18 protein-coding genes and 1 pseudogene are annotated in these 21,037 nt (G+C 41.6%); all 19 read left to right on the top strand.

Features of this window, described 5'->3' with window-relative positions:
* Positions 1-51: 51 nt before the first annotated feature.
* On the top strand, positions 52-918 hold the full coding sequence (locus HMPREF3108_RS05105) for a GNAT family N-acetyltransferase (RefSeq protein WP_045634861.1): 867 nt from the start codon (positions 52-54) through the stop codon (positions 916-918).
* A gap of 45 nt (positions 919-963) precedes the next feature.
* Positions 964-1,887, top strand: coding sequence for a TDT family transporter (locus HMPREF3108_RS05100; RefSeq protein WP_045634860.1), 924 nt, complete (start codon positions 964-966; stop codon positions 1,885-1,887).
* A 94-nt stretch (positions 1,888-1,981) separates the two neighbouring features.
* Positions 1,982-2,890: a LysR family transcriptional regulator gene (locus tag HMPREF3108_RS05095; RefSeq protein WP_048779550.1), complete on the top strand. Its 909-nt coding sequence runs from the start codon at positions 1,982-1,984 to the stop codon at positions 2,888-2,890.
* Entirely contained in the window at positions 2,887-3,354 is a 468-nt protein-coding gene (lspA, locus tag HMPREF3108_RS05090; protein WP_045634858.1) for a signal peptidase II, read from the top strand. The genes HMPREF3108_RS05095 and lspA overlap by 4 nt, the downstream gene beginning before the upstream one ends.
* Complete coding sequence (locus HMPREF3108_RS05085; RefSeq protein ID WP_045634857.1) at positions 3,338-4,228, top strand: RluA family pseudouridine synthase; 891 nt, start codon at positions 3,338-3,340, stop codon at positions 4,226-4,228. Before lspA ends, HMPREF3108_RS05085 begins: the two co-directional genes overlap by 17 nt.
* Positions 4,229-4,685: 457 nt before the next feature.
* On the top strand, positions 4,686-5,450 hold the full coding sequence (locus HMPREF3108_RS05075) for a (S)-acetoin forming diacetyl reductase (protein WP_012000507.1): 765 nt from the start codon (positions 4,686-4,688) through the stop codon (positions 5,448-5,450).
* 244 nt (positions 5,451-5,694) lie between these two features.
* A complete protein-coding gene (proB, locus tag HMPREF3108_RS05070; protein ID WP_048779552.1) occupies positions 5,695-6,804 on the top strand; it encodes a glutamate 5-kinase in 1,110 nt (369 codons plus the stop codon).
* 21 nt (positions 6,805-6,825) lie between these two features.
* On the top strand, positions 6,826-8,088 hold the full coding sequence (locus HMPREF3108_RS05065) for a glutamate-5-semialdehyde dehydrogenase (protein ID WP_048779554.1): 1,263 nt from the start codon (positions 6,826-6,828) through the stop codon (positions 8,086-8,088).
* 2 nt (positions 8,089-8,090) lie between these two features.
* Positions 8,091-8,897 carry a pyrroline-5-carboxylate reductase gene (proC, locus tag HMPREF3108_RS05060; protein WP_070493586.1) on the top strand — a complete coding sequence of 269 codons (807 nt, stop codon included), beginning with the start codon at positions 8,091-8,093 and terminating at the stop codon, positions 8,895-8,897.
* Between the two features lie 64 nt (positions 8,898-8,961).
* Complete coding sequence (locus tag HMPREF3108_RS05055; protein ID WP_045502884.1) at positions 8,962-9,300, top strand: zinc ribbon domain-containing protein YjdM; 339 nt, start codon at positions 8,962-8,964, stop codon at positions 9,298-9,300.
* A 7-nt stretch (positions 9,301-9,307) separates the two neighbouring features.
* Positions 9,308-9,940 (top strand): Pr6Pr family membrane protein, encoded by a 633-nt coding sequence (locus tag HMPREF3108_RS05050; protein ID WP_048775867.1) that lies wholly within the window; start codon positions 9,308-9,310, stop codon positions 9,938-9,940.
* 260 nt (positions 9,941-10,200) lie between these two features.
* A pseudogene (locus HMPREF3108_RS10810) lies at positions 10,201-10,365 on the top strand (bifunctional pyr operon transcriptional regulator/uracil phosphoribosyltransferase); the annotation flags it as partial.
* A gap of 166 nt (positions 10,366-10,531) precedes the next feature.
* Positions 10,532-11,608: a carbamoyl phosphate synthase small subunit gene (locus HMPREF3108_RS05040; RefSeq protein ID WP_061593104.1), complete on the top strand. Its 1,077-nt coding sequence runs from the start codon at positions 10,532-10,534 to the stop codon at positions 11,606-11,608.
* Between the two features lie 23 nt (positions 11,609-11,631).
* Positions 11,632-14,811, top strand: a complete 3,180-nt coding sequence (gene carB, locus HMPREF3108_RS05035) for a carbamoyl-phosphate synthase large subunit (protein ID WP_070493580.1) — start codon at positions 11,632-11,634, stop codon at positions 14,809-14,811.
* Between the two features lie 353 nt (positions 14,812-15,164).
* Complete coding sequence (locus HMPREF3108_RS10910; RefSeq protein WP_048774556.1) at positions 15,165-15,437, top strand: hypothetical protein; 273 nt, start codon at positions 15,165-15,167, stop codon at positions 15,435-15,437.
* Positions 15,438-15,694: 257 nt separating this feature from the next.
* Positions 15,695-16,216, top strand: coding sequence for a bifunctional pyr operon transcriptional regulator/uracil phosphoribosyltransferase PyrR (gene pyrR / locus HMPREF3108_RS05025; RefSeq protein ID WP_046165616.1), 522 nt, complete (start codon positions 15,695-15,697; stop codon positions 16,214-16,216).
* An 8-nt stretch (positions 16,217-16,224) separates the two neighbouring features.
* Positions 16,225-17,508, top strand: coding sequence for a uracil-xanthine permease family protein (locus HMPREF3108_RS05020; protein WP_008808700.1), 1,284 nt, complete (start codon positions 16,225-16,227; stop codon positions 17,506-17,508).
* Positions 17,509-17,614: 106 nt separating this feature from the next.
* Positions 17,615-18,535: an aspartate carbamoyltransferase catalytic subunit gene (locus HMPREF3108_RS05015; protein ID WP_008808699.1), complete on the top strand. Its 921-nt coding sequence runs from the start codon at positions 17,615-17,617 to the stop codon at positions 18,533-18,535.
* Between the two features lie 213 nt (positions 18,536-18,748).
* Positions 18,749-21,004, top strand: a complete 2,256-nt coding sequence (locus tag HMPREF3108_RS05010) for a CAP domain-containing protein (protein ID WP_070493577.1) — start codon at positions 18,749-18,751, stop codon at positions 21,002-21,004.
* The last annotated feature ends 33 nt before the right edge of the window (positions 21,005-21,037 follow it).

Below are 21,037 nucleotides of genomic sequence, written 5' to 3'. Positions count from 1 at the left end.
AGGAAAATTGTATTATGTGGTATAATGTCCATAACAATTTAGGAGTGTAAGATGAATATACAAGTAAGAGTTCAATTGTCTGACAAAGAAAAGAATGATGCGTTTTCGATAGTAAAAGAATGTAACCAAGTAGATCAGACATATAGAATTCCATATTTAGACAGCAATTATAATGACAATCCCAACATGCCTGCTTTTATCTTAGCGTTTGTAGACGAGGCTTTGGTTGGCTTTCTATCAATATATGCTGATGAACCACATGAAGCAGAAGTGTCTATTTATGTTGCTCCTGCTTATCGCTGTCAAGGCATAGCTAAGGTACTAGTAAATGAATTTAAGAAGACTGCTAAGCGTTATCAGCTTATTAATATCCATTATATTTCAGAAACGAATTTTTTAGATCGATATCCAGATTTTTGGAATAAATATTCTGCTAACATAGATGAGAATGAGATTTGGCTGGAACAAGATTCTCGTCAATTCTATTTGGATGATGTTTCAGATATAGAAGTTGCTTTAGCAGACCTAAGTTTAATTAGTGATATCGCAAATTTTCAATCGCAAGAGTTTGGTACTACATTGACTTGTGCAGAAAAGTATGCCAGAGAGGCTGTACTTGATGAAACTTGTCGCTTATATGTCTTACGTAAGGATGGACGAGTTCGTGCATCTTGTTCGGTAGATGTCAGCTTAGGAACCAATTACTTATTTGGTTTGGCAGTGGAAAAAGGGTATCAAGGCCAAGGATTAGGGTCCTATCTAGTCAAATATATTCTAAACGATTTACACAAAATCAATGGCCGACTTTGTCAAATAGTTGTTGAAGTTGTAAACACTGGTGCCTTGAGATTATATCAAAGGTTGGGTTTTGAGAAAAAGTCGGAAATAGTTTACCTGGAAAGAAAAGATAATTTATAAAAAGGTCATGGTTAGTTTAACTTTGGCCATTTTGGAGAAGAAATTATGAAGATAAAGAGAAGAGAACCCTTGTTGGTCCAATCTGGTCTAGTATTAGGTTTGTTAGCCATTGGAAACTTGATTGGAAGTTTGAGTCAGATTTTACGGTATTTCTTTGCTGGGCTAGCAGTTTTCTTTTTAATTCATTTGATATTTGGTATGGTCTCATATAAAAAACTGGTTAGAAAACAGTTAAGAGATCCTCTCATTGCATCTGTCTTTCCGACTTTCTTCATGCAAGGGATGTTGCTTTCAAGCTATCTGGCAAGCTGGACATTTTGGGGATCTTGGACCATGTTCTTGGCTCGAATTCTGTGGTGGATTAGTTTTATCGGCTTAGTCTTTTTGATGATTTATTATTTCTTTTCGTTTCTTATTCCTTTCAAGTGGGAAAATGTTTATCCTTCTTGGACTGTTCTCTTTGTAGGAATTGGCGTAGCTCCTTTGACAATCTTTGTTTCTGATCAATTCTTTCTTGGGCAGATAATCTTTTGGTATTGTCTTCTTGCTACCATTCTAGTTTTGCCAATTGTTTTTTATAAGACTTTTAAGATTGGACTAACAGAAGCGATTCTGCCGAATATGACGACGTTTTGCGCTCCGGTTTCATTGATAACAGCGGCTTATGTAGCTAGTTTCCCAAATCCAAACAATCTTTTGCTCTTATTCCTTATCGTTTTTGGGCAGATACTTTATTTCTTTATTCTATATCAACTTCCAAGTCTTTTGAGAAGACCTTTTTCTGCAGGATTTTCCGCCTTTACTTTTCCTTTAGTGATTTCAGCAACAGCCCTAAAAACTTTCTTATTGCATTATAATATAGGAATTACTGGACAAATTATTTATGTATGTGAAGTGCTAATCGCTTTAGTTGTTGTTCTAAGAGTAACTTTCCTGTATTTAAAAGACATATTTGCATTATCAGAATAGTGTAAAAGAGGATCTCTAGTTTAGAGACCCTCCATTTCTTTATGAAAGAACGAATTTATGGTATAATATCAATACTTTACATGAGGAAGATAAAATGAATATTCAACAATTACGATACGTGGTTGCTATTGCAAATAGTGGAACTTTTCGAGAAGCGGCAGAAAAAATGTATGTCAGCCAACCGAGTCTTTCCATTTCCGTGAGAGATTTAGAAAAAGAGCTTGGTTTTAAGATTTTTCGGAGAACTAGTAGTGGGACCTTTTTAACTCGTCGAGGAATGGAGTTCTATGAGCGGGCTCAGGAATTGGTAAAGGGCTTTGATATTTTCCAAAATCAGTATGCTAATCCTGAGGAAGAAAAGGACGAATTTTCTATTGCTAGTCAGCACTATGATTTCTTACCCCCTCTTATCACAGAGTTTTCAAAGTTATATCCAGCATATAAGAATTTTCGGATATTTGAATCGACTACCGTCCAGATTCTAGATGAAATAGCCCAAGGTCATAGCGAGATAGGAATCATCTATCTTAACAATCAGAACACTAAGGGAATTATGCAAAAAATAGACAAGCTTGGTTTAGAAGTTATTGAGCTCATTCCTTTCCAGACGCATATTTATCTAAGGGAGGATCATCCGCTGACCAATAAAAAAGAATTGATTATGGATGATTTGACTGACCTACCTACCGTTCGATTTACTCAAGAAAAAGATGAGTATCTCTATTATTCTGAAAACTTGGTGGATACCAGCGCTAGTTCCCAGATGTTTAATGTGACCGACCGGGCCACATTGAATGGTATTTTAGAAAGAACAGATGCCTATGCGACTGGATCAGGTTTCTTGGATAGTAATAGTGTGAATGGCATTACAGTGATTCCAGTCAAGGATGCTCTAGATAATAAAATGGTTTATGTCAAACGTTCTGAGGTTGAACTATCTCAAGTTGGAGAGGCATTTGTAGCTGTTATGAAAGAATATTTTGAGAAGAAGAGAAAAGTATGAGAAGAAAAATAACCATTCCCCTTACGATTGTCTTGCTGATTGTTTTAGATCAGTTGGTTAAGTGGACTATTGTCTCTAATATTAAATTAGGTGAGGTTAAGGGATTCATTCCTTCAATCATGAGCCTAACATATCTTCAAAACACAGGAGCTGCTTTTTCTATTTTAGAGAATCAGCAGTGGCTCTTTACAATTATCACACTCCTTGTGATTGGAGGAGCCATCTGGTATTTGATAAAAAATATAAAAGGTTCATTTTGGCTTATCAGTGGGTTGACCTTGATTATTGCAGGTGGTTTAGGTAATTTTATTGATCGCTTGCGCCAAGGATTTGTTGTCGATATGTTCCAAGTTGATTTTATCAATTTTGCAGTCTTTAATGTTGCGGATACCTATCTAACTTTTGGAGTTTTAATCATGCTCCTAGTCATCATAAAGGAAGAAACTAATGGAAGTGAAAGTTGAGCAGGCTGGGGCGCGTTTAGATAAAGCCGTCGCTGATTTAACTGATTTGTCAAGAAGCCTAGCTAATGAACAAATTAAGACAGGTAAGATTTTAGTAAATGGCTTGGTAAAAAAAGCTAAGTACACTGTTAAAGAGGGCGATGTCATCTCTTACAAACTACCAGAGGTTGAGGAAGTTGAGTATGTAGCAGAGGATATTCCGTTAGAAATCGTCTATCAAGATGAGGACGTGGCAGTTGTCAATAAACCGCAGGGTATGGTGGTCCATCCTTCTGCAGGTCATACTAGTGGCACTCTAGTCAATGCTCTTATGTATCACATCAAAGACCTGTCTGGCATCAATGGAGTTCTCCGGCCGGGGATTGTCCATCGGATTGACAAGGACACTTCAGGGCTTCTCATGATTGCTAAGAATGACCATGCCCATGTGGCTCTGGCTGATGAGCTCAAGGATAAGAAATCCCTACGCAAGTATTGGGCTATTGTTCATGGAAATCTACCTAATGACCGCGGAGTGATTGAGGCTCCGATTGGCCGTAGTGAAAAAGACCGCAAGAAGCAGGCTGTGACGGCCAAAGGCAAGTCAGCTCTGACGCGTTTCCAAGTCTTGGAGCGTTTTGGTGACTATAGCTTGGTTGAGCTTCAGTTGGAAACAGGACGAACTCATCAAATCCGCGTTCACATGGCCTACATCGGACACCCTGTAGCTGGAGATGAGGTCTATGGACCTCGTAAGACTTTAAAAGGACATGGCCAGTTTCTGCACGCGCGAACATTAGGCTTTACCCATCCTCGAACTGGTGAAATGCTAGAATTTACAGCTGAAGCGCCAGCTATTTTCCAAGAAACCTTGAAAAAGCTACGTCAAGAATAATCAGGTTCATTCATTATTAAAATACAAAACAGTCCCTAGGAGCTTTTGAAGCTGCCTTGCGGCTGTTTTTTTATATTAAAGAGGAGAATTAATCATGTGCCAAGTTAAATTTTCCTATCACCCGAATATCTATCAATTGGAGTTTAGCCCAATCAAGCCTAATCAAGATAGTTTAGTTATGACATACCGGAACTGTGCTTTATCCCCAAATTTCATAACCAAAAAAATTAAAGTAATGCTACAAGTTCCTAATATACCTGCTACAAGATACATCATAGGATTTATCAATAATCTATAAAACTGCAAAAGTTTGACACAGTTTTCACATAGTTGTATAATCGTAGCATAGCTCTGACAGAAGTTTCATAATGAAATTTTTTGCCATAACTAACTTGTAAACCCTTTGCTGTTCAGCTATGAACGTGTCGCGGTATCATGGATACCAAGGAGGAATCATATGTCAAAAGTTGCTATTGTTACAGGTGCAGGTCAAGGGATCGGTTTTGCAATTGCAAAGCGCTTGGTTCAAGATGGATTTAAGGTCGGACTATTGGACTATAATGCGGAAACTGTTGAAAAGGCAGTTGCGGAGTTGTCAGCTACTAAGACCTTTGCTGTAGTTGCAGATGTGTCTAAACAAGCCGAAGTAGCCACTGCCTTCCAAAAAGTTGTTGATCATTTTGGGGATTTAAATGTTGTTGTCAATAATGCTGGTGTAGCACCAACAACCCCTCTTGATACTATTACAGAGGAACAATTTACACGTACTTTTGCCATTAATGTAGGTGGCGTCATTTGGGGATCTCAAGCAGCTCAAGCACAATTTAAGGCACTTGGCCATGGTGGTAAGATTATCAACGCTACATCTCAGGCTGGTGTAGTAGGCAATCCTAATTTGACAGTCTATGGTGGTACGAAATTTGCGGTGCGTGGAATCACTCAAACATTAGCGCGTGATTTAGCGGACTCTGGAATTACAGTCAATGCTTATGCGCCAGGTATCGTGAAGACACCGATGATGTTTGATATCGCTCATGAAGTTGGTAAAAATGCTGGCAAAGATGATGAGTGGGGTATGCAAACATTCGCTAAAGATATCACGCTGAAACGTCTTTCTGAACCAGAAGATGTTGCAGCCGCAGTTAGCTTCCTAGCCGGGCCTGATTCAGACTACATTACTGGTCAAACCATTATCGTTGATGGTGGTATGCAATTCCACTAAGATTCGTTCAAAACTGTGACCGATTGGTCGCAGTTTTTTACGTTTTTAATAGAAAAGATTTTAGTTAGTTGGAGCTATTTTATCAAAGTATAGTTTTAAACTAGACAAATAGTTGTTTAATGCTCGCTGTATAACTTTCGAGTTAAATAACATCCTTCAACCCTTTGATCGCTTCAATTGCGGTCGTTTTTATTTTCTGTAAATCGTGGTATAATAAGACAATCTAGCAGTTAAGGAAAAGGAAATGAAAGCAAAGCGAATCGTATTTAAGGTGGGGACTTCGTCATTAACCAACGCAGATGGCAGTCTGTCACGCGCCAAGGTAAAGGAAATTACTCGACAGTTGGCTCTCTTGCATGAGGCGGGGCATGAGTTAATCTTGGTCTCATCAGGAGCTATTGCGGCAGGATTTTCTTCTCTTGGCTTTAAAAAGCGACCGACCAAGGTAGCAGATAAACAAGCTTCAGCTGCGGTTGGACAGGGTTTACTTCTCGAGGAATATACAACCAATCTTCTTTTGAAGCAAATCATTTCAGCTCAGATTCTTTTAACCCAGGATGATTTTGCAGATAAGCGACGTTACAAGAATGCCCATCAAGCCTTATCTGTCTTACTGAATCGCGGCGCTATCCCTATCATCAATGAAAATGACTCGGTGGCCATCGAGGAGCTCAAGGTCGGTGATAATGATACACTGAGTGCTCAGGTAGCGGCTATGGTTCAGGCGGACCTCTTGGTGCTCTTGACTGATGTAGACGGACTCTACACAGCCAATCCCTCTACCAATCCAGATGCCCGTCGACTTGAAAAGATTGAGAAGATTAGCTCTGAGCTGATTGATATAGCAGGCGGTGCAGGAACAAGCAATGGTACTGGTGGCATGCTGACAAAGATTAAGGCTGCAACACTGGCGACCATGTCTGGTGTTCCGGTCTATATCTGCTCCTCGCTCAAGACGGATGCTCTACTGGAAGCTGCGGAGGAAACCAAGGATGGCAGTCTCTTTTTAGCCCAGGAAAAAGGTCTAAAGACGCAGAAGCAATGGCTGGCTTTCTATGCTAAAAGTCAAGGGGAAATCTATGTAGACCAAGGAGCAGCCGACGCTCTCAGAAACAATGGTAAAAGTTTGTTGGTATCTGGTCTTGTCTCAGTATCGGGGAGCTTTGCCTATCAGGATACTGTGACGGTTTATGAAGAAAGCAGCGGAGCTATTCTTGGTAAAGGGCGCGTGCGTTTTGGCAAGTCTGCTCTTAAAGATATGCTCAAGTCCAATAAACCTAAAGGTGTTGTCATTCATCGGGATGACTGGATTTCATTGACGCCGGAGTTGAATGATTTATTTGCAGAATTTTAGAAGACGAGGAAAGGAGAAGCGATGACCTCAACGCAAGCAATTTTTGAAAAGGTTCAGAAAGTCAAGAAGACGATCAATACGGCCACAACTACTGAGAAAAACCATGCTTTAGAAGAAATGGCAAAGCAGCTCTGGTTTTCTCGTGCGGATATTTTGACAGCTAATGAACTGGATATGACCGCGGCTAAAGGTAAGATTTCAGATGTGATGTTGGATCGCCTCTATCTAGATGAGGAGCGGATTGCTGCTATGGCAGAGGGCATTCGCCAGTTGATTGACTTGGAGGATCCTGTAAGGCAAGTCTTGGAAAGGACCGAGCTTGATAACGGCCTTGTCATCAGTAAAATGCGAGTGGCTATGGGCGTGATTGGTATTATCTACGAAAGTCGGCCCAACGTCACCTCTGACGCTGCGGCTCTGGCCCTAAAGAGTGGTAGCGCAGTCGTTCTCAGAAGTGGCAAGGATGCCTATCAGACAGCGCTAGCAATTGTCACAGCTTTGAAAGAAGGCTTGGCTCAGACGGAGATTTCGCCGGATTGTATCCAGTTGGTTTCTGATACCAGCCGGGCTTCCGCCCAGGCTATGATGAAGGCCAAGGGTTATCTGGATTTGCTCATCCCTCGTGGTGGCGCGGGACTGATTCAGGCGGTTGTAGAAAATGCTACTGTGCCAGTTATTGAGACAGGTACTGGAATTGTTCATATATATGTAGATAAGGACGCTGATCAGGACAAGGCTTTGGCGATTATTGAGAATGCCAAGACCAGTCGCCCCTCAGTCTGCAATGCCATGGAAGTGCTACTGGTACATGAAGAGATTGCAGCTGCATTTTTACCACGTTTGCAGAAGATTTTGGTGACAGATCGTGATGCTGTACAAGAAAAGTCTGTTGAATTACGTTTGGATGAGAAAGCGGCACAGTATATCTCGAGCTCGCAAGCTAGACCGGAAGATTTTGATACCGAATTTTTGGATTATGTCTTAGCGGTCAAGCTGGTTTCTTCGCTGGAAGAAGCGGTGGAGCATATTGAGGCTCACAGCACTCATCACTCGGATGCCATTGTGACGGAGAAGTCTGCAGCGGCAGCTTACTTCACAGAGCAGGTGGATAGCGCAGCAGTTTATGTAAATGCTTCAACCCGCTTTACAGACGGTGGTCAATTTGGCCTTGGCTGCGAAATGGGGATTTCTACTCAAAAACTGCATGCCAGAGGCCCCATGGGACTCAAAGAGTTGACTAGCTATAAGTACGTCATCCAAGGAACTGGTCAAGTGAGGAAATAATGATGAAAATTGGATTTATCGGTCTGGGAAATATGGGTGGCAGTTTAGCTCGCCTAGTTGCCCGAGATGAAAGATATAGAAGCGAATTACTACTGGCTAATCGAAGTCGAGACAAAGCTGAAAAAATTGCTGCGGAAGTTGGTGGCCAGCCGGTCAGTAATGCAGAAGTTTTTGCTCAGGCAGAGGTGATTTTTCTGGGTATCAAACCAGCTCAATTCGCTGACTTGTTGGCTGAATATCAGGAAATTCTTGAAAAACGGGAGTCTCTTCTGCTGGTTTCAATGGCTGCTGGTCTGAGTTTGAAAATATTAGAAAAATTGACACCTAGCCACCATCGTTGGATTCGGATCATGCCTAATACACCGGTAGCTGTAGGTGAGGGTGTTATTACCTATAGCTTATCTCAGCAGGCGAATCAAGCGGATGAAGACTTGTTGCGTGAGCTTCTGTCTTCAGCTGGCCTTTTAGTTAAACTAGAGGAAAAACAGTTGGATGCAGCGACAGCTCTTGCTGGCTGTGGACCAGCTTTCGTCTATCTCTTTATAGAGGCCTTAGCAGACGCTGGGGTGCGGGCAGGAATCAGTCGCGACATATCGCTTGAACTAGCCAATCAAACTCTCTTAGGCGCTACCAAGCTAAGTCAGGTCAGTGGGCGACATCCGGCTCAGCTCAAAGACCAGGTCTGCAGTCCGGGCGGATCGACCATTGCAGGGGTAGCTAGTCTGGAAGAAAATGCCTTTCGAGGAACAGTCATGGATGCCGTTCAAGTTGCCTACAAGAGGACCCAGGAATTAAGGGAAAAATCCTAACTAGTTTGTCAAAAGTCGCAGAATAGAGTATAATAAATCAGTATATTTTAAAAGGGAGAAAATAATGAACACTTTACCAAATTGTCCAAAATGTAACTCAGAATATGTCTATGAAGATGGTGCACTTTTAATTTGCCCAGAATGTGCTTATGAATGGAACCCAGCTGACGTTCAAGAGGTAGAAGAAGGAGTGGTAGCTATTGATGCCAATGGCAATAAGTTGGCTGATGGTGACACTGTTACCCTAATCAAGGACTTGAAAGTCAAAGGTGCACCTAAAGATCTCAAACAAGGTACACGTGTAAAAAATATCCGCATTGTAGAAGGTGACCACAATATTGACTGTAAGATTGACGGCTTCGGTGCGATGAAGCTCAAGTCAGAGTTTGTAAAGAAAATCTGAGGTAAGTATGAATCGTAGATTGATTTTTGCATATCGTATCATACTCTTTTTTCTAAGCTTCCTCGGAGTATATCTCGAAATATCTAAATATGGTTGGGGTATGCTCATGTATTATACAGTCCTGTCAAATCTTTTAGTTTTGCTTTTTACCGGCTACCTTATCTATCTCATGACAAGGGCAGATGATAAATGGCAGTCAGCGGGAGTACTTAGAATCAAGGGTGGTGTGACCATGTCTATCATGATTACTTGCGTAGTTTACCACCTTTTACTGGCCCCAATTGCGACAGACTTTTATCGTTTAGAGAATTTCCTTTGTCATTATATAGTTCCCCTTGCTTTTCTTTTGGATACTTTAGTTTTTGACAAAGCACGTCAATACCGTTGGTTTGATCCAATTTCTTGGACTAGTTTACCTTTGCTTTATATGGCATTCGCTCTCTTTAATGGTTTTTTCTTAAAGATTGATATTCCCAATGCTAAAGATAATCCATTTCCTTACTTTTTCCTAAATGTCTTTAAACACCAATGGCCTTATGTCATTAAAAGATGCTTAATTATCTTTGTAGCCTATTTGGTCTTTGGATTTATCTTTTACGGTGTGAAATCGTTCTCTTTTTCAAAGAAGAAGACTTCTTAAAAAGAGACAAATGATAAATTAAACATAATTTTGTGATTATCAATGCATAAAAATACATTTTTTTCTTGAATTAGTTTTTAATTTGTGATAGAGTATTAACAATTAAATAATCCTTTAATTCTATCCAGAGAGATAGACAAGGAGCTAGTAAAAAGATGGGTGGAGTGTAAGCAAGTGCGTCTTGTTTTAGCTTGCCTGATTAGATTTTTCTGAGGTCTCCTTGTATGAGGAGGCTTTTTCTGTTGTTTGAGGAGGAATAAATGAAAACAAAAGAAGTTGTTGATAACATCACCATGAATCGTGCGATTACGCGGATTACCTATGAAATCATTGAGCGCAGCAAGCACCTAAACCGAGTTGTTTTGGCTGGCATTAAGACCCGTGGGGTTCACTTGGTTTATCGCATTCAGAAGCGACTGGCTCAGTGTCTTTGTTAGAATGGCTATTATTGAAGCAGTTCTGAAAGGACGACGATAATCTCGGACAGTGAGCCGGGAGTGGGTGAAGCTATGCGAAGCAATCCTACTCCCTATTATTATATTTCTTATGTGGATGGTCATAGGTGATCTGCATCTTAGACAGGAGGAAACAATGGCAAAGAGACTTTTAATATTAGAAAATGGCATGATTTTCGAAGGGGAAGCTTTTGGGGCGGATCTTTTCGTAACAGGCGAAATCGTCTTTAACACTGGCATGACAGGCTATCAGGAATCAATTACGGATCAGTCTTATAACGGCCAGATTTTGACCTTTACTTATCCCTTGGTTGGAAATTATGGTGTCAATCGGGACGACTATGAATCTATTCTGCCGACCTGTAAGGGAGTTGTGGTCTATGAGTATGCACGACGTGCTAGCAATTGGCGTCAGCAATTGTCTTTGGATGAGTTCCTCAAAATCAAGAAGATACCAGGAATATCAGGGATTGATACAAGGGCACTAACTAAGATTATACGCCAACATGGAACTATGCGGGCAACCATTGCCAATGCGAATGATAGTATTGAGCGTTTACAAGACCAGCTTCAGTCTATAGTTCTGCCAACTGATAACATTAAGCAGGTTTCTACCAAGCAGTCTTATCCTGCTCCGGGAACTGGTCGAAACGTGGTATTGGTGGACTTTGGTCTCAAGCATTCTATCCTGCGGGAGTTAGCCAAACGCAATTGCAGCGTGACAGTGGTACCTTATAATACCAGCGCTGAGGAAATTCTCCAGCTTAATCCTGATGGGGTTATGTTGTCAAATGGACCGGGAAATCCAGAAGATGTACCGGAGGCTTTGGACATGATTCGCGGTGTTCAAGGCAAGATTCCAATTTTCGGAATTTGTATGGGGCATCAGCTCTTCTCCATGGCTAACGGTGCAAAGACGCATAAGATGAAGTTCGGCCACCGTGGCTTCAACCACGCAGTTCGTGAAATTGCGACAGGCCGAGTTGACTTTACCAGTCAAAATCACGGCTATGCAGTCAGTCGTGAGGGGTTGCCGGAATGCCTGATTGTGACTCATGAAGAAATCAATGATAAGTCTGTCGAAGGTGTGCGCCATCGGGATTATCCTGCCTTTTCTGTGCAGTTCCACCCAGATGCTGCGCCGGGACCGCATGATGCAGACTATCTCTTTGATGAGTTTATGGAAATGATGGATGCCCATCAGGCTTACTAGGAAGCAAGATTGAGAGGTGCACTATGCCAAAACGTAAAGATATTCAGAAAATTATGGTCATCGGTTCTGGTCCGATTGTTATTGGTCAGGCCGCGGAGTTTGACTATGCTGGGACTCAGGCTTGCCTGTCCTTGAAAGAAGAGGGCTACAGTGTCGTCTTGGTTAATTCTAATCCAGCGACCATTATGACGGACAAAGAAATTGCAGACCGAGTTTATATCGAGCCGATCACGCTGGAGTTTGTTGCGAGAATTTTGCGTAAGGAGCGGCCGGATGCTCTTCTGCCTACTTTGGGCGGACAGACCGGACTCAATATGGCTATGGAATTATCCAAGTCAGGGCTTTTAGAAGAGCTGGGAGTGGAGCTCTTGGGGACTAAGCTGTCAGCCATTGACCAAGCGGAAGACCGGGATCTCTTCAAGCAGCTGATGGAAGAGCTAGGTCAGCCCATCCCTGAGTCAGAGATTGTCAATACAGTTGATGAAGCGCTGGACTTTGCGGCTGAAATCGGCTATCCAGTCATTGTCCGTCCGGCATTTACACTGGGAGGAACTGGCGGTGGTATCTGTAGTAATGAAGAAGAGCTGCAGGAAATCGCAGAAAACGGCCTCAAACTCTCTCCAGTGACTCAGTGCCTGATTGAGCGCTCCATAGCAGGCTTTAAGGAAATCGAATACGAAGTCATGCGGGATGGCGCCGACAATGCGCTGGTCGTATGTAATATGGAAAACTTTGACCCCGTCGGCATTCACACAGGCGATTCTATCGTCTTTGCGCCAAGTCAGACTATCTCAGACTATGAATACCAGATGTTGCGGGACGCCAGCCTCAAGATTATTCGAGCGCTGAAGATTGAGGGCGGCTGTAATGTGCAGCTGGCTCTGGACCCGCATAGTTTCAAATACTATGTTATCGAGGTCAATCCACGGGTTTCCCGCTCATCAGCCCTTGCCTCTAAGGCGACCGGCTATCCGATTGCCAAGCTGGCGGCTAAAATCGCAGTCGGGCTCACATTGGATGAAATCATCAATCCGGTGACAGGCTCTACCTATGCTATGTTTGAGCCGGCTCTGGACTATGTAGTCGCTAAGATTCCGCGCTTTCCATTTGATAAATTTGAGCAGGGTGAGCGCCGTCTGGGAACCCAGATGAAGGCGACCGGGGAAGTCATGGCTATCGGCCGCAATATTGAGGAGAGTCTGCTCAAGGCTTGCCGTTCTCTGGAAGTTGGTGTGGACCACAACGAGCTGCCTGCTCTCAGTCAAGTAAGCGATGATGAGTTGATGAGGAAGATAGTCAAGGCGCAAGATGACCGACTTTTCTATATTTCAGAGGCTATTCGTCGTGGTTACAGTCCGGATGAAATTGCGGAGCTGACCAAGATTGATGTCTTTTTCCTGGATAAGCTGCTCCATATTTACGAAATTGAGCAGGAGCTGGCCAGTCATATCGGAGATAGCTATGTGCTTAAGAAGGCTAAGCAAAATGGCTTTGCGGATACTAAGATTGCATCCTTGTGGGGGATGACAGCTGAGCAGGTGCGTCGCATCCGGCAGGAGCAGAAGATTTTGCCGGTTTACAAGATGGTGGATACCTGTGCTGCTGAGTTCGGGTCTGCGACGCCTTATTTCTACTCTACCTATGGCTTTGAAAATGAATCTGTCAAATCCAGCAAGGAATCAGTTCTGGTGCTGGGCTCTGGTCCTATCCGAATCGGGCAGGGAGTCGAGTTTGACTATGCGACCGTTCATTCTGTAAAGGCTATTCAGGCGGCTGGTTACGAAGCGATTATCATGAACAGCAATCCAGAGACTGTTTCGACTGACTTTTCTGTTTCTGACAAGCTCTATTTTGAGCCGCTGACCTTTGAAGATGTCATGAATGTCATTGAGCTGGAACAGCCTAAAGGGGTTATCGTTCAGTTTGGCGGTCAGACAGCCATTAATCTTGCAGAGCCTCTGTCCAAGGCTGGTGTTAAGATTTTAGGTACCCAAGTGGCGGACTTGGATCGAGCTGAGGATCGGGATCTCTTTGAGCAAGCTCTGAAGGAGTTGGATATTCCGCAGCCACCAGGTCAGACAGCCACTAATGAAGAGGAGGCAGTAGAGGCTGCTCGTAAGATTGGCTTCCCTGTTCTAGTGAGACCTTCCTATGTCTTGGGTGGCCGTGCCATGGAAATCGTAGAAAACGAAGCTGATTTGCGTTCTTATATGCGGACAGCGGTTAAGGCCAGTCCAGATCATCCGGTTTTGGTTGATTCTTACATTGTCGGGGATGAGTGCGAAGTAGATGCCATTTCTGATGGCCGGCTGGTCTTGATTCCAGGGATTATGGAGCATATCGAGCGGGCGGGGGTTCACTCAGGGGATTCCATGGCAGCCTATCCGCCGCAAACCTTATCGCAGAAAGTCAAGGATACTATTGCAGACTATACCAAGCGTTTGGCTCTAGGACTGAACTGTATCGGTATGATGAACATTCAGTTCGTCATCAAAGATGAGCAGGTCTATGTCATTGAGGTCAATCCACGGGCCAGCCGGACCGTTCCTTTCTTGTCCAAGGTGACCGATATTCCTATGGCGCAAGTGGCGACTCGTTTGATTCTTGGGGAAACTTTGACAGAGCTGGGCTATGAAGACGGTCTTCATCCAGAAAGTTCCATGGTTCATATCAAGGCGCCGGTCTTCTCCTTTACCAAGCTAGCAAAGGTTGACAGTCTCTTGGGACCTGAAATGAAGTCTACTGGTGAAGTCATGGGCAGCGACCGCACGCTCGAAAAAGCACTCTACAAGGCTTTTGAAGCTTCCTATCTCCATCTGCCAAGCTTTGGTAATGTCGTCTTTACTATTGCAGACGATAGCAAGGAAGAAGCCCTGCAGCTGGCACTGCGTTTTGCCAGTATTGGCTATGGTATCTGGGCAACCAAGGGAACAGCCTCTTATTTTGAAAATCACGGCCTGCACGTCCGTCTGGTAGAAAAAATCGGCAGTGATGATAACAAGGACATCCCAGCCTATATCCGCAAGGGCAAGATTCAGGCTATTATCAACACGGTCGGAACCAAGCGGACTGCAGATAAGCATGGTCAAATTATCCGCAGCTCAGCTATTGAGCACGGAGTACCCCTCTTCACAGCCTTGGACACAGCTGATGCCATGCTGAAGGTGCTGGAAAGTCGTAGTTTCACTACAGAAGCGATATAGAGCTAGATTTTTGTGTTTCAGATTGTCGTTTGACTGTCTGAAAGTCGGAAAAGTAATCTTATACAGCAAACATTGAAAAATCATCTGTCCAAGCTTATTCTGTCCTTGAATAGCCATAATAAATAACCATTCAAATATATAAAATTAAAATCAAAGAAGAAGTGGGAAAGTATCCTGCTTCTTTTTTTGCTTTATTTTGGTTTCTAGTCACTCTCAGCCTTCCTTGAAGAATTTAAACTTAGGTGAAAATGAGCTAAAAAATTGGAAGGAATTAGTCAATTTACTTCTTTAGATAATTTGGATAAGAACAAGAATAAAATCATAACTTTAGCGCTCAGGAACCAAATAAGACTGTGACTTTTATCAACGTCAGCGACAATTATATCCCCAAAGCAGAGCTTGAATCAAATGAAAATAAAACTCCAAAAGCATTGGCGCAGCATTTCCCTGATGTCCAGGGTGGCAACATTGACAATAACAAGGAAGCTAAAGAAAAAAAGCTGATGGACTTAAAAAAGAAGCACCTTCTAAAGCCACTCCAAGATATGAAGCGGAAAATGAAAAGTCTTTGCCAATCATTGATAAGAAGGAGTCTCTTAGAGCTAATAAAAAAGAGACAAACATAAAAAACAAGAAAAAGAAGGAGTTCTTGGATAAACAATCTATTTTTTGCTTAAAATTTGAATTTAATTCTTGAAATTGTTTGGAAATTGTGATAAAGTATTAACAATTAAATAATCCTTTAATTCTATCCAGAGAGGTAGACAAGGAGCAAGTAGAAATTGGGTTGATCATGTACAGGTGCGTCTTGTTTGCACACCCAGCAAATTATTCTGTAGTCTCCTTGAAAAAGGAGACTTTTTTGTTGGTTTAGGAGGTATTCATGAAAACAAAAGAAGTTGTTGATGATATTACAATGAACCGTGCGATCACACGGATTACTTATGAAATCATCGAACGCAACAAAGAATTGAACCAAGTAGTCTTGGCGGGAATTAAAACTCGTGGAGTTCACTTGGCTCATCGTATCCAAAAACGATTAGCACAATTGGAACAAATTGATATTCCAGTAGCTGAAATTGATACAAAACCTTTTAGAGATGATAAAAAGAGTCAGGAAGAAGATACGACTTTGATTCCTGTAGATATTACTGACCGTCAAGTGATTCTGATTGACGATGTTCTCTACACAGGTCGTACCATTCGGGCGGCCATTGACAATCTCGTAAGCCACGGTAGACCTTCGCGCGTTAGCCTAGCAGTCTTGGTTGACCGAGGCCATCGGGAATTACCAATTAGAACTGACTATATTGGAAAAAATATTCCAACTAGTAGAACAGAAGAAATCATTGTAGAAATGACCGAAACTGATGGTCAAGATCGTATCTTAATAAAAGGGGAATAATAATCTATATGAATCAAGAAGTAAAGTATGATGTTCATGATATGCCAAAACCAGGCTTGCTTTTAGGCTTATCCTTCCAGCATCTGTTTGCTATGTTTGGCGCGACTGTTCTAGTCCCAATCTTAGTAGGGATTGATCCAGCAGTTGCCCTGTTCTCAAGTGGCCTAGGAACCCTAGCACACCTAACAGTTACCAAGTATAAGATACCAGCCTATATGGGATCCAGCTTTGCTTATATAGCAGCCATGCAATTATTGATGAAAACTGATGGTATCGGAGCGGTAGCACAAGGTGCTATCACAGGTGGTTTGGTCTACTTTATCGTAGCCATGATTGTTAAGTTTGCTGGAAACGCCTGGATTGATAAAATACTACCTCCTGTAGTTGTAGGACCAATTATCATGGTCATCGGTCTGAGTTTAGCTGGCACAGCTGTTAGCGACGTTATGAATAAGACAGGAGCTAATGGTGAAAAGGTTTATGATTTGACTTATTTCACTATTGGAATGGTGACCTTGTTAGCAGTCATTCTCTTTAACATATATGGTAAAAAAATTATCGGTATCATTCCTGTCTTACTAGGTTTGATAGTTGGATACTTCTTTAGTTTAATTCTTGGTGCAATAACTGGACAGGAGATTGTCTCATTTGCAAAGGTTGGTGAAGCATCTTGGTTCCACCTTCCACCAATGAGCCTTCCTTTCTTAGATTATGATGTAAAATTTTACCCTAGTGCAATTTTAACCATGGCACCTATCGCCTTTGTAACCATGACAGAGCACTTTGGCCACGTCATGGTATTAAATAGCTTGACAGGAAAAGATTTCTTCAAAGATCCAGGCTTAGATAAAACTTTGACTGGTGATGGGCTAGCTCAGATTATTGCAGGGCTTTTCGGAGCGCCGCCAGTGACTAGCTATGGAGAGAATATCGGAGTCATGGCGCTCAATAAAATATACAGCGTCTATGTGATAGCTGGTGCTGCAGTTCTTGCCATCGTCATGAGTTTTGTCGGAAAAGTTTCCGCTTTGCTCCAATCAATCCCGAGTCCAGTTCTAGGTGGAATATCCATTGCTCTCTTCGGTGTAATTGCCTCAAGTGGACTTAAAATTCTCATAGAAGCCCAGACTAACTTTGATAACAAAAAGAATCTACTGATTGCCAGTGTCATATTGGTTTCTGGTATCGGTGGTCTGACCTTGCAACTTTCGGGTCTGCAAATCTCAGGTGTAGCCTTGTCAACTATTCTGGGAATTGTCCTCTATCTTGTCCTGCCTGAACCTAAGAATTAGGTCAGACATCTGATTTATTAAACTGTTCAACATTAATTTATTTCAATTTATCTCTAAGGCAAAATTGAAATAGAGCTCTAATCATTATCACAAAGGAGATCTTATCATGTCATCTAATCAAATCGCTCTTAAAAACCTTGTCTCAATGGAAACTTTGTCAAACGAAGAAGTTATGGCCTTGATCAAACGAGGAATTGAATTTAAAAATGGAGCAAAAGCCAACTATGACGAACAACATATCGTGGCCAATCTTTTCTTCGAACCTTCAACAAGAACCCACAAGGCCTTTGAGGTAGCAGAATTGAAATTGGGTTGCGACCTATTGGATTTCGATGTGAAAACCAGCTCAGTTAACAAGGGTGAAACCTTGTATGATACTATTTTGACCATGTCTGCACTCGGAGTTGACATTTGTGTCATTCGCCACCCAGAAGTAGACTACTACAAAGAGCTAGTGGAAAGCCCAACCATTACTACATCCATCGTCAACGGTGGGGATGGTTCAGGTCAGCACCCAAGTCAAAGTCTCCTAGACTTGATGACAATTTACCAAGAATTTGGACACTTCGAAGGATTGAAAGTTGCAATTGCTGGTGACTTAGATCACTCACGTGTAGCTAAATCTAACATGCAGATTCTTAAACGATTGGGAGCAGAGCTTTATTTTGCAGGACCAGAAGAATGGAGAAGTGAAGAATTCTCTCACTATGGTGAATTTGTAACGATCGATGAAGTTATTGACAAAGTAGATGTCATGATGTTCTTGCGTGTTCAACACGAGCGTCATGATTATGAGTCTATCTTTTCTAAAGAAAACTACCACAGACTGCATGGGCTGACTCAAGAGCGTTACGACCGTATGAAAGACACAGCTATTCTGATGCATCCAGCTCCAGTTAACCGAGATGTAGAAATCGCTGACCATTTAGTTGAAGCACCAAAATCACGTATTGTTGAACAGATGACGAATGGAGTCTTTGTCAGAATGGCAATTATAGAAGCTGTTCTCAAAGGTCGCCAAAAATGATAAGAAATATCCCAAAAATCAGGCATCTAGTCTGATTTTTTGATTATTTTATAAAAAAACTTACATTTGCAAATAGTCATCAAATTGTAATCAAAAAGCTATGAAAACGAAACGAATTTTATCTTTGTTTTTCACATAGACATGATAGAATGAGTCAAGCGAAGTGGTATGAATAAATATCAATATAAAAATTAGGAGGATTTGGAGAGAGAAATGGAAAAGAAATTAGGAAAATCAGTTGTTGCAACAGGGATTGCAGCAACCACTTTGATTTCTGGAGTTGTGGGAAATCATGTAAATGCTGATGAGTTAACAAAACCATCTCAACGATCAGAGCAAAATGATCTTGAAGTGACAGAAATTCAAAAAGATCTGGCAAAAGCACAAGTAGATGCTCAAAAAGATGTTGTTGAAAAAGCTAAAGATGAACTTGAGAAAGCTCAAGAAGCAAATCAAAACACTCAAGCTCAGCTCAATCAAGCGAAAGAAGTCAACAAAGAAGCTAGTCCAGAGGCTGTCGCAGAAGCTAAAGCAGAAGTAAGTAAAGCTGAAGCAGAAGTGAATGCAAATCAAGCTTCATTAAACAACTCGCAAAGTCAAGAACTTCCTTCAGAACAAGCAGTTCAACAACAGGAAAATGTCGTTGTCGGACAACGAACTTTGGTAGACGTTGCCGAAAGAGAATATAACGAAGCGAAAGCACCTATCGTTAGGGAAGAACAAGAACTAGCTCAGGCAAAAGCAGAAGAAGAACAAGCGAATCAAGAACTTACAGCTAAGCAAGCTAATCTTGTAGCCGTTCAGCAAAATATTGCTAATTCACCAAGTAATACAGCTAATCTTGAAAAAGCTATCCAGACAAACCAAAATGAAATCAACCAGATTCAGACTGCAATTAATCAAAAAGAAGCTGAATTGGCAAATACCCCACAAACTGAAACAACAACACAAGCTGCTAATACCTATCAAGAGCTCCTTCAAAACTTGCAAAGCCAAGGAGCAACTCAAGAAATTAGAGATGCTGCAGCTAACGCACTCGCTTTATACAAACGGTCCCAAGCTGAAGATGGGTTAACAGTTGGCAGCGACTCTACCAGCTCAGCGACTCTTGAAAATAATTTAAAAGCTGTAGAAGTTATTCGAGCAATAAATAACTATCGAGCACAGGCAGGATTACCTCCATTATATGTTGATCCATATGCAAATGTTGCCAGCCAAATTCAATCAGCCTTTTTCGAACAAAACGGTCGCCACATGTTTAAGTATATAAAAAATGAAAATGTGGCTATCAGCTTTACACCTAAGGCATCAGTTGATTTTTGGTACAGTGAAAAAGCATTGTATCAAGAGATCGCTGCACGCTATAACTTACCAACAGACGAATCTCAGCTGGATGCCAATGATATTTATATGAAAATTGGTGCTGCTGAATTCGCAAGAGTTGGTCATTACTTGCAAATGTTGGATAATAAGGCAACTGCAATTTCTGCATCTTATAACACTGTTCCTAATCAGTACAGTTCAACAAATGGAACTGCAACAGTTGGTTTCCATCAAGTAGGAAACTTGAACCAACGCTTGCAAAACGGAACCTTGATGAGCCTAGCTGATTACGAAAACTTACTAGCTAGTGCACGCCAATCACGGACGAATACAAATGAAAAATATGCTGCTTTAAAAAATGAAATTGCTGCCTTAAAAGTTGAAAAAACAAATCGCGAAGTAAGAGCTGGTATTTTAAATAGTCAACTAAATGATCTCCAGTCACAAACAAGTGACCAAGCGCAACTTTTAGCAAACGCTCAATATCAGCTTCTGAATGCTCAAGATCGTGTAGCGGCTGCTGCAAGAAACACTGCTGACAAACAGCAAGCACTTGAGAATGCAACTAGAAGATACGAAGCAGAGTTAGAACCTAAGCGATTGGCTTTAGATTTAGCAAGAGAGAAATTAGCTGCAGAAAGCTCAAAACTTGAATCTTTAAGAGCAGCTTTACAATCAACTAAAGCGAATACAATCGAAGCAAGAAAGCAATTAATTGATTCTCAAGTTCGATTGAAACAAGTTCAAGAAAGAGCTAAACAATTAGCTCAAGCTCCTCAACAGCTTTCTAAGGCTCGTAAGGCAGTTGCATCAGCCAAAGCCGATCTTGCCGCTAAAGAAACAAAATACAAAGCCGAAGAGAGTCTTTTGGAACTCTATCAAGAAGTTCATGCTAGGTTAGAAGCAAAACACAATCAATTAAGAGCTAAGAATGCCACAAAAGAAACTGCCAAAGATCAGCCTGTTGATGCTAAAAATGTCTATCAGGGTGAAGCAATACACCAAACACAAGATAAGTCTTCTAAAGCAAAACAAAACGTATCTGCTACAGGAGTAAAAACAGAGCAAATAGGAATTATAGCTGCGGTAGCTGGATTATTTGGACTTGCTGGTGTTGCTCTTAAACGATTCAGAAGAAAATCCTAAAAATTAACAAAGAGGTTTGAGATCTAATTTCAT

It is taken from the genome of Streptococcus sp. HMSC10A01, assembly GCF_001807785.1.
Classification (GTDB): domain Bacteria; phylum Bacillota; class Bacilli; order Lactobacillales; family Streptococcaceae; genus Streptococcus; species Streptococcus gordonii.
The sequence above is the reverse complement of the archived record's forward strand: the minus strand, read 5'-3'. Positions and strand labels throughout refer to the sequence as shown.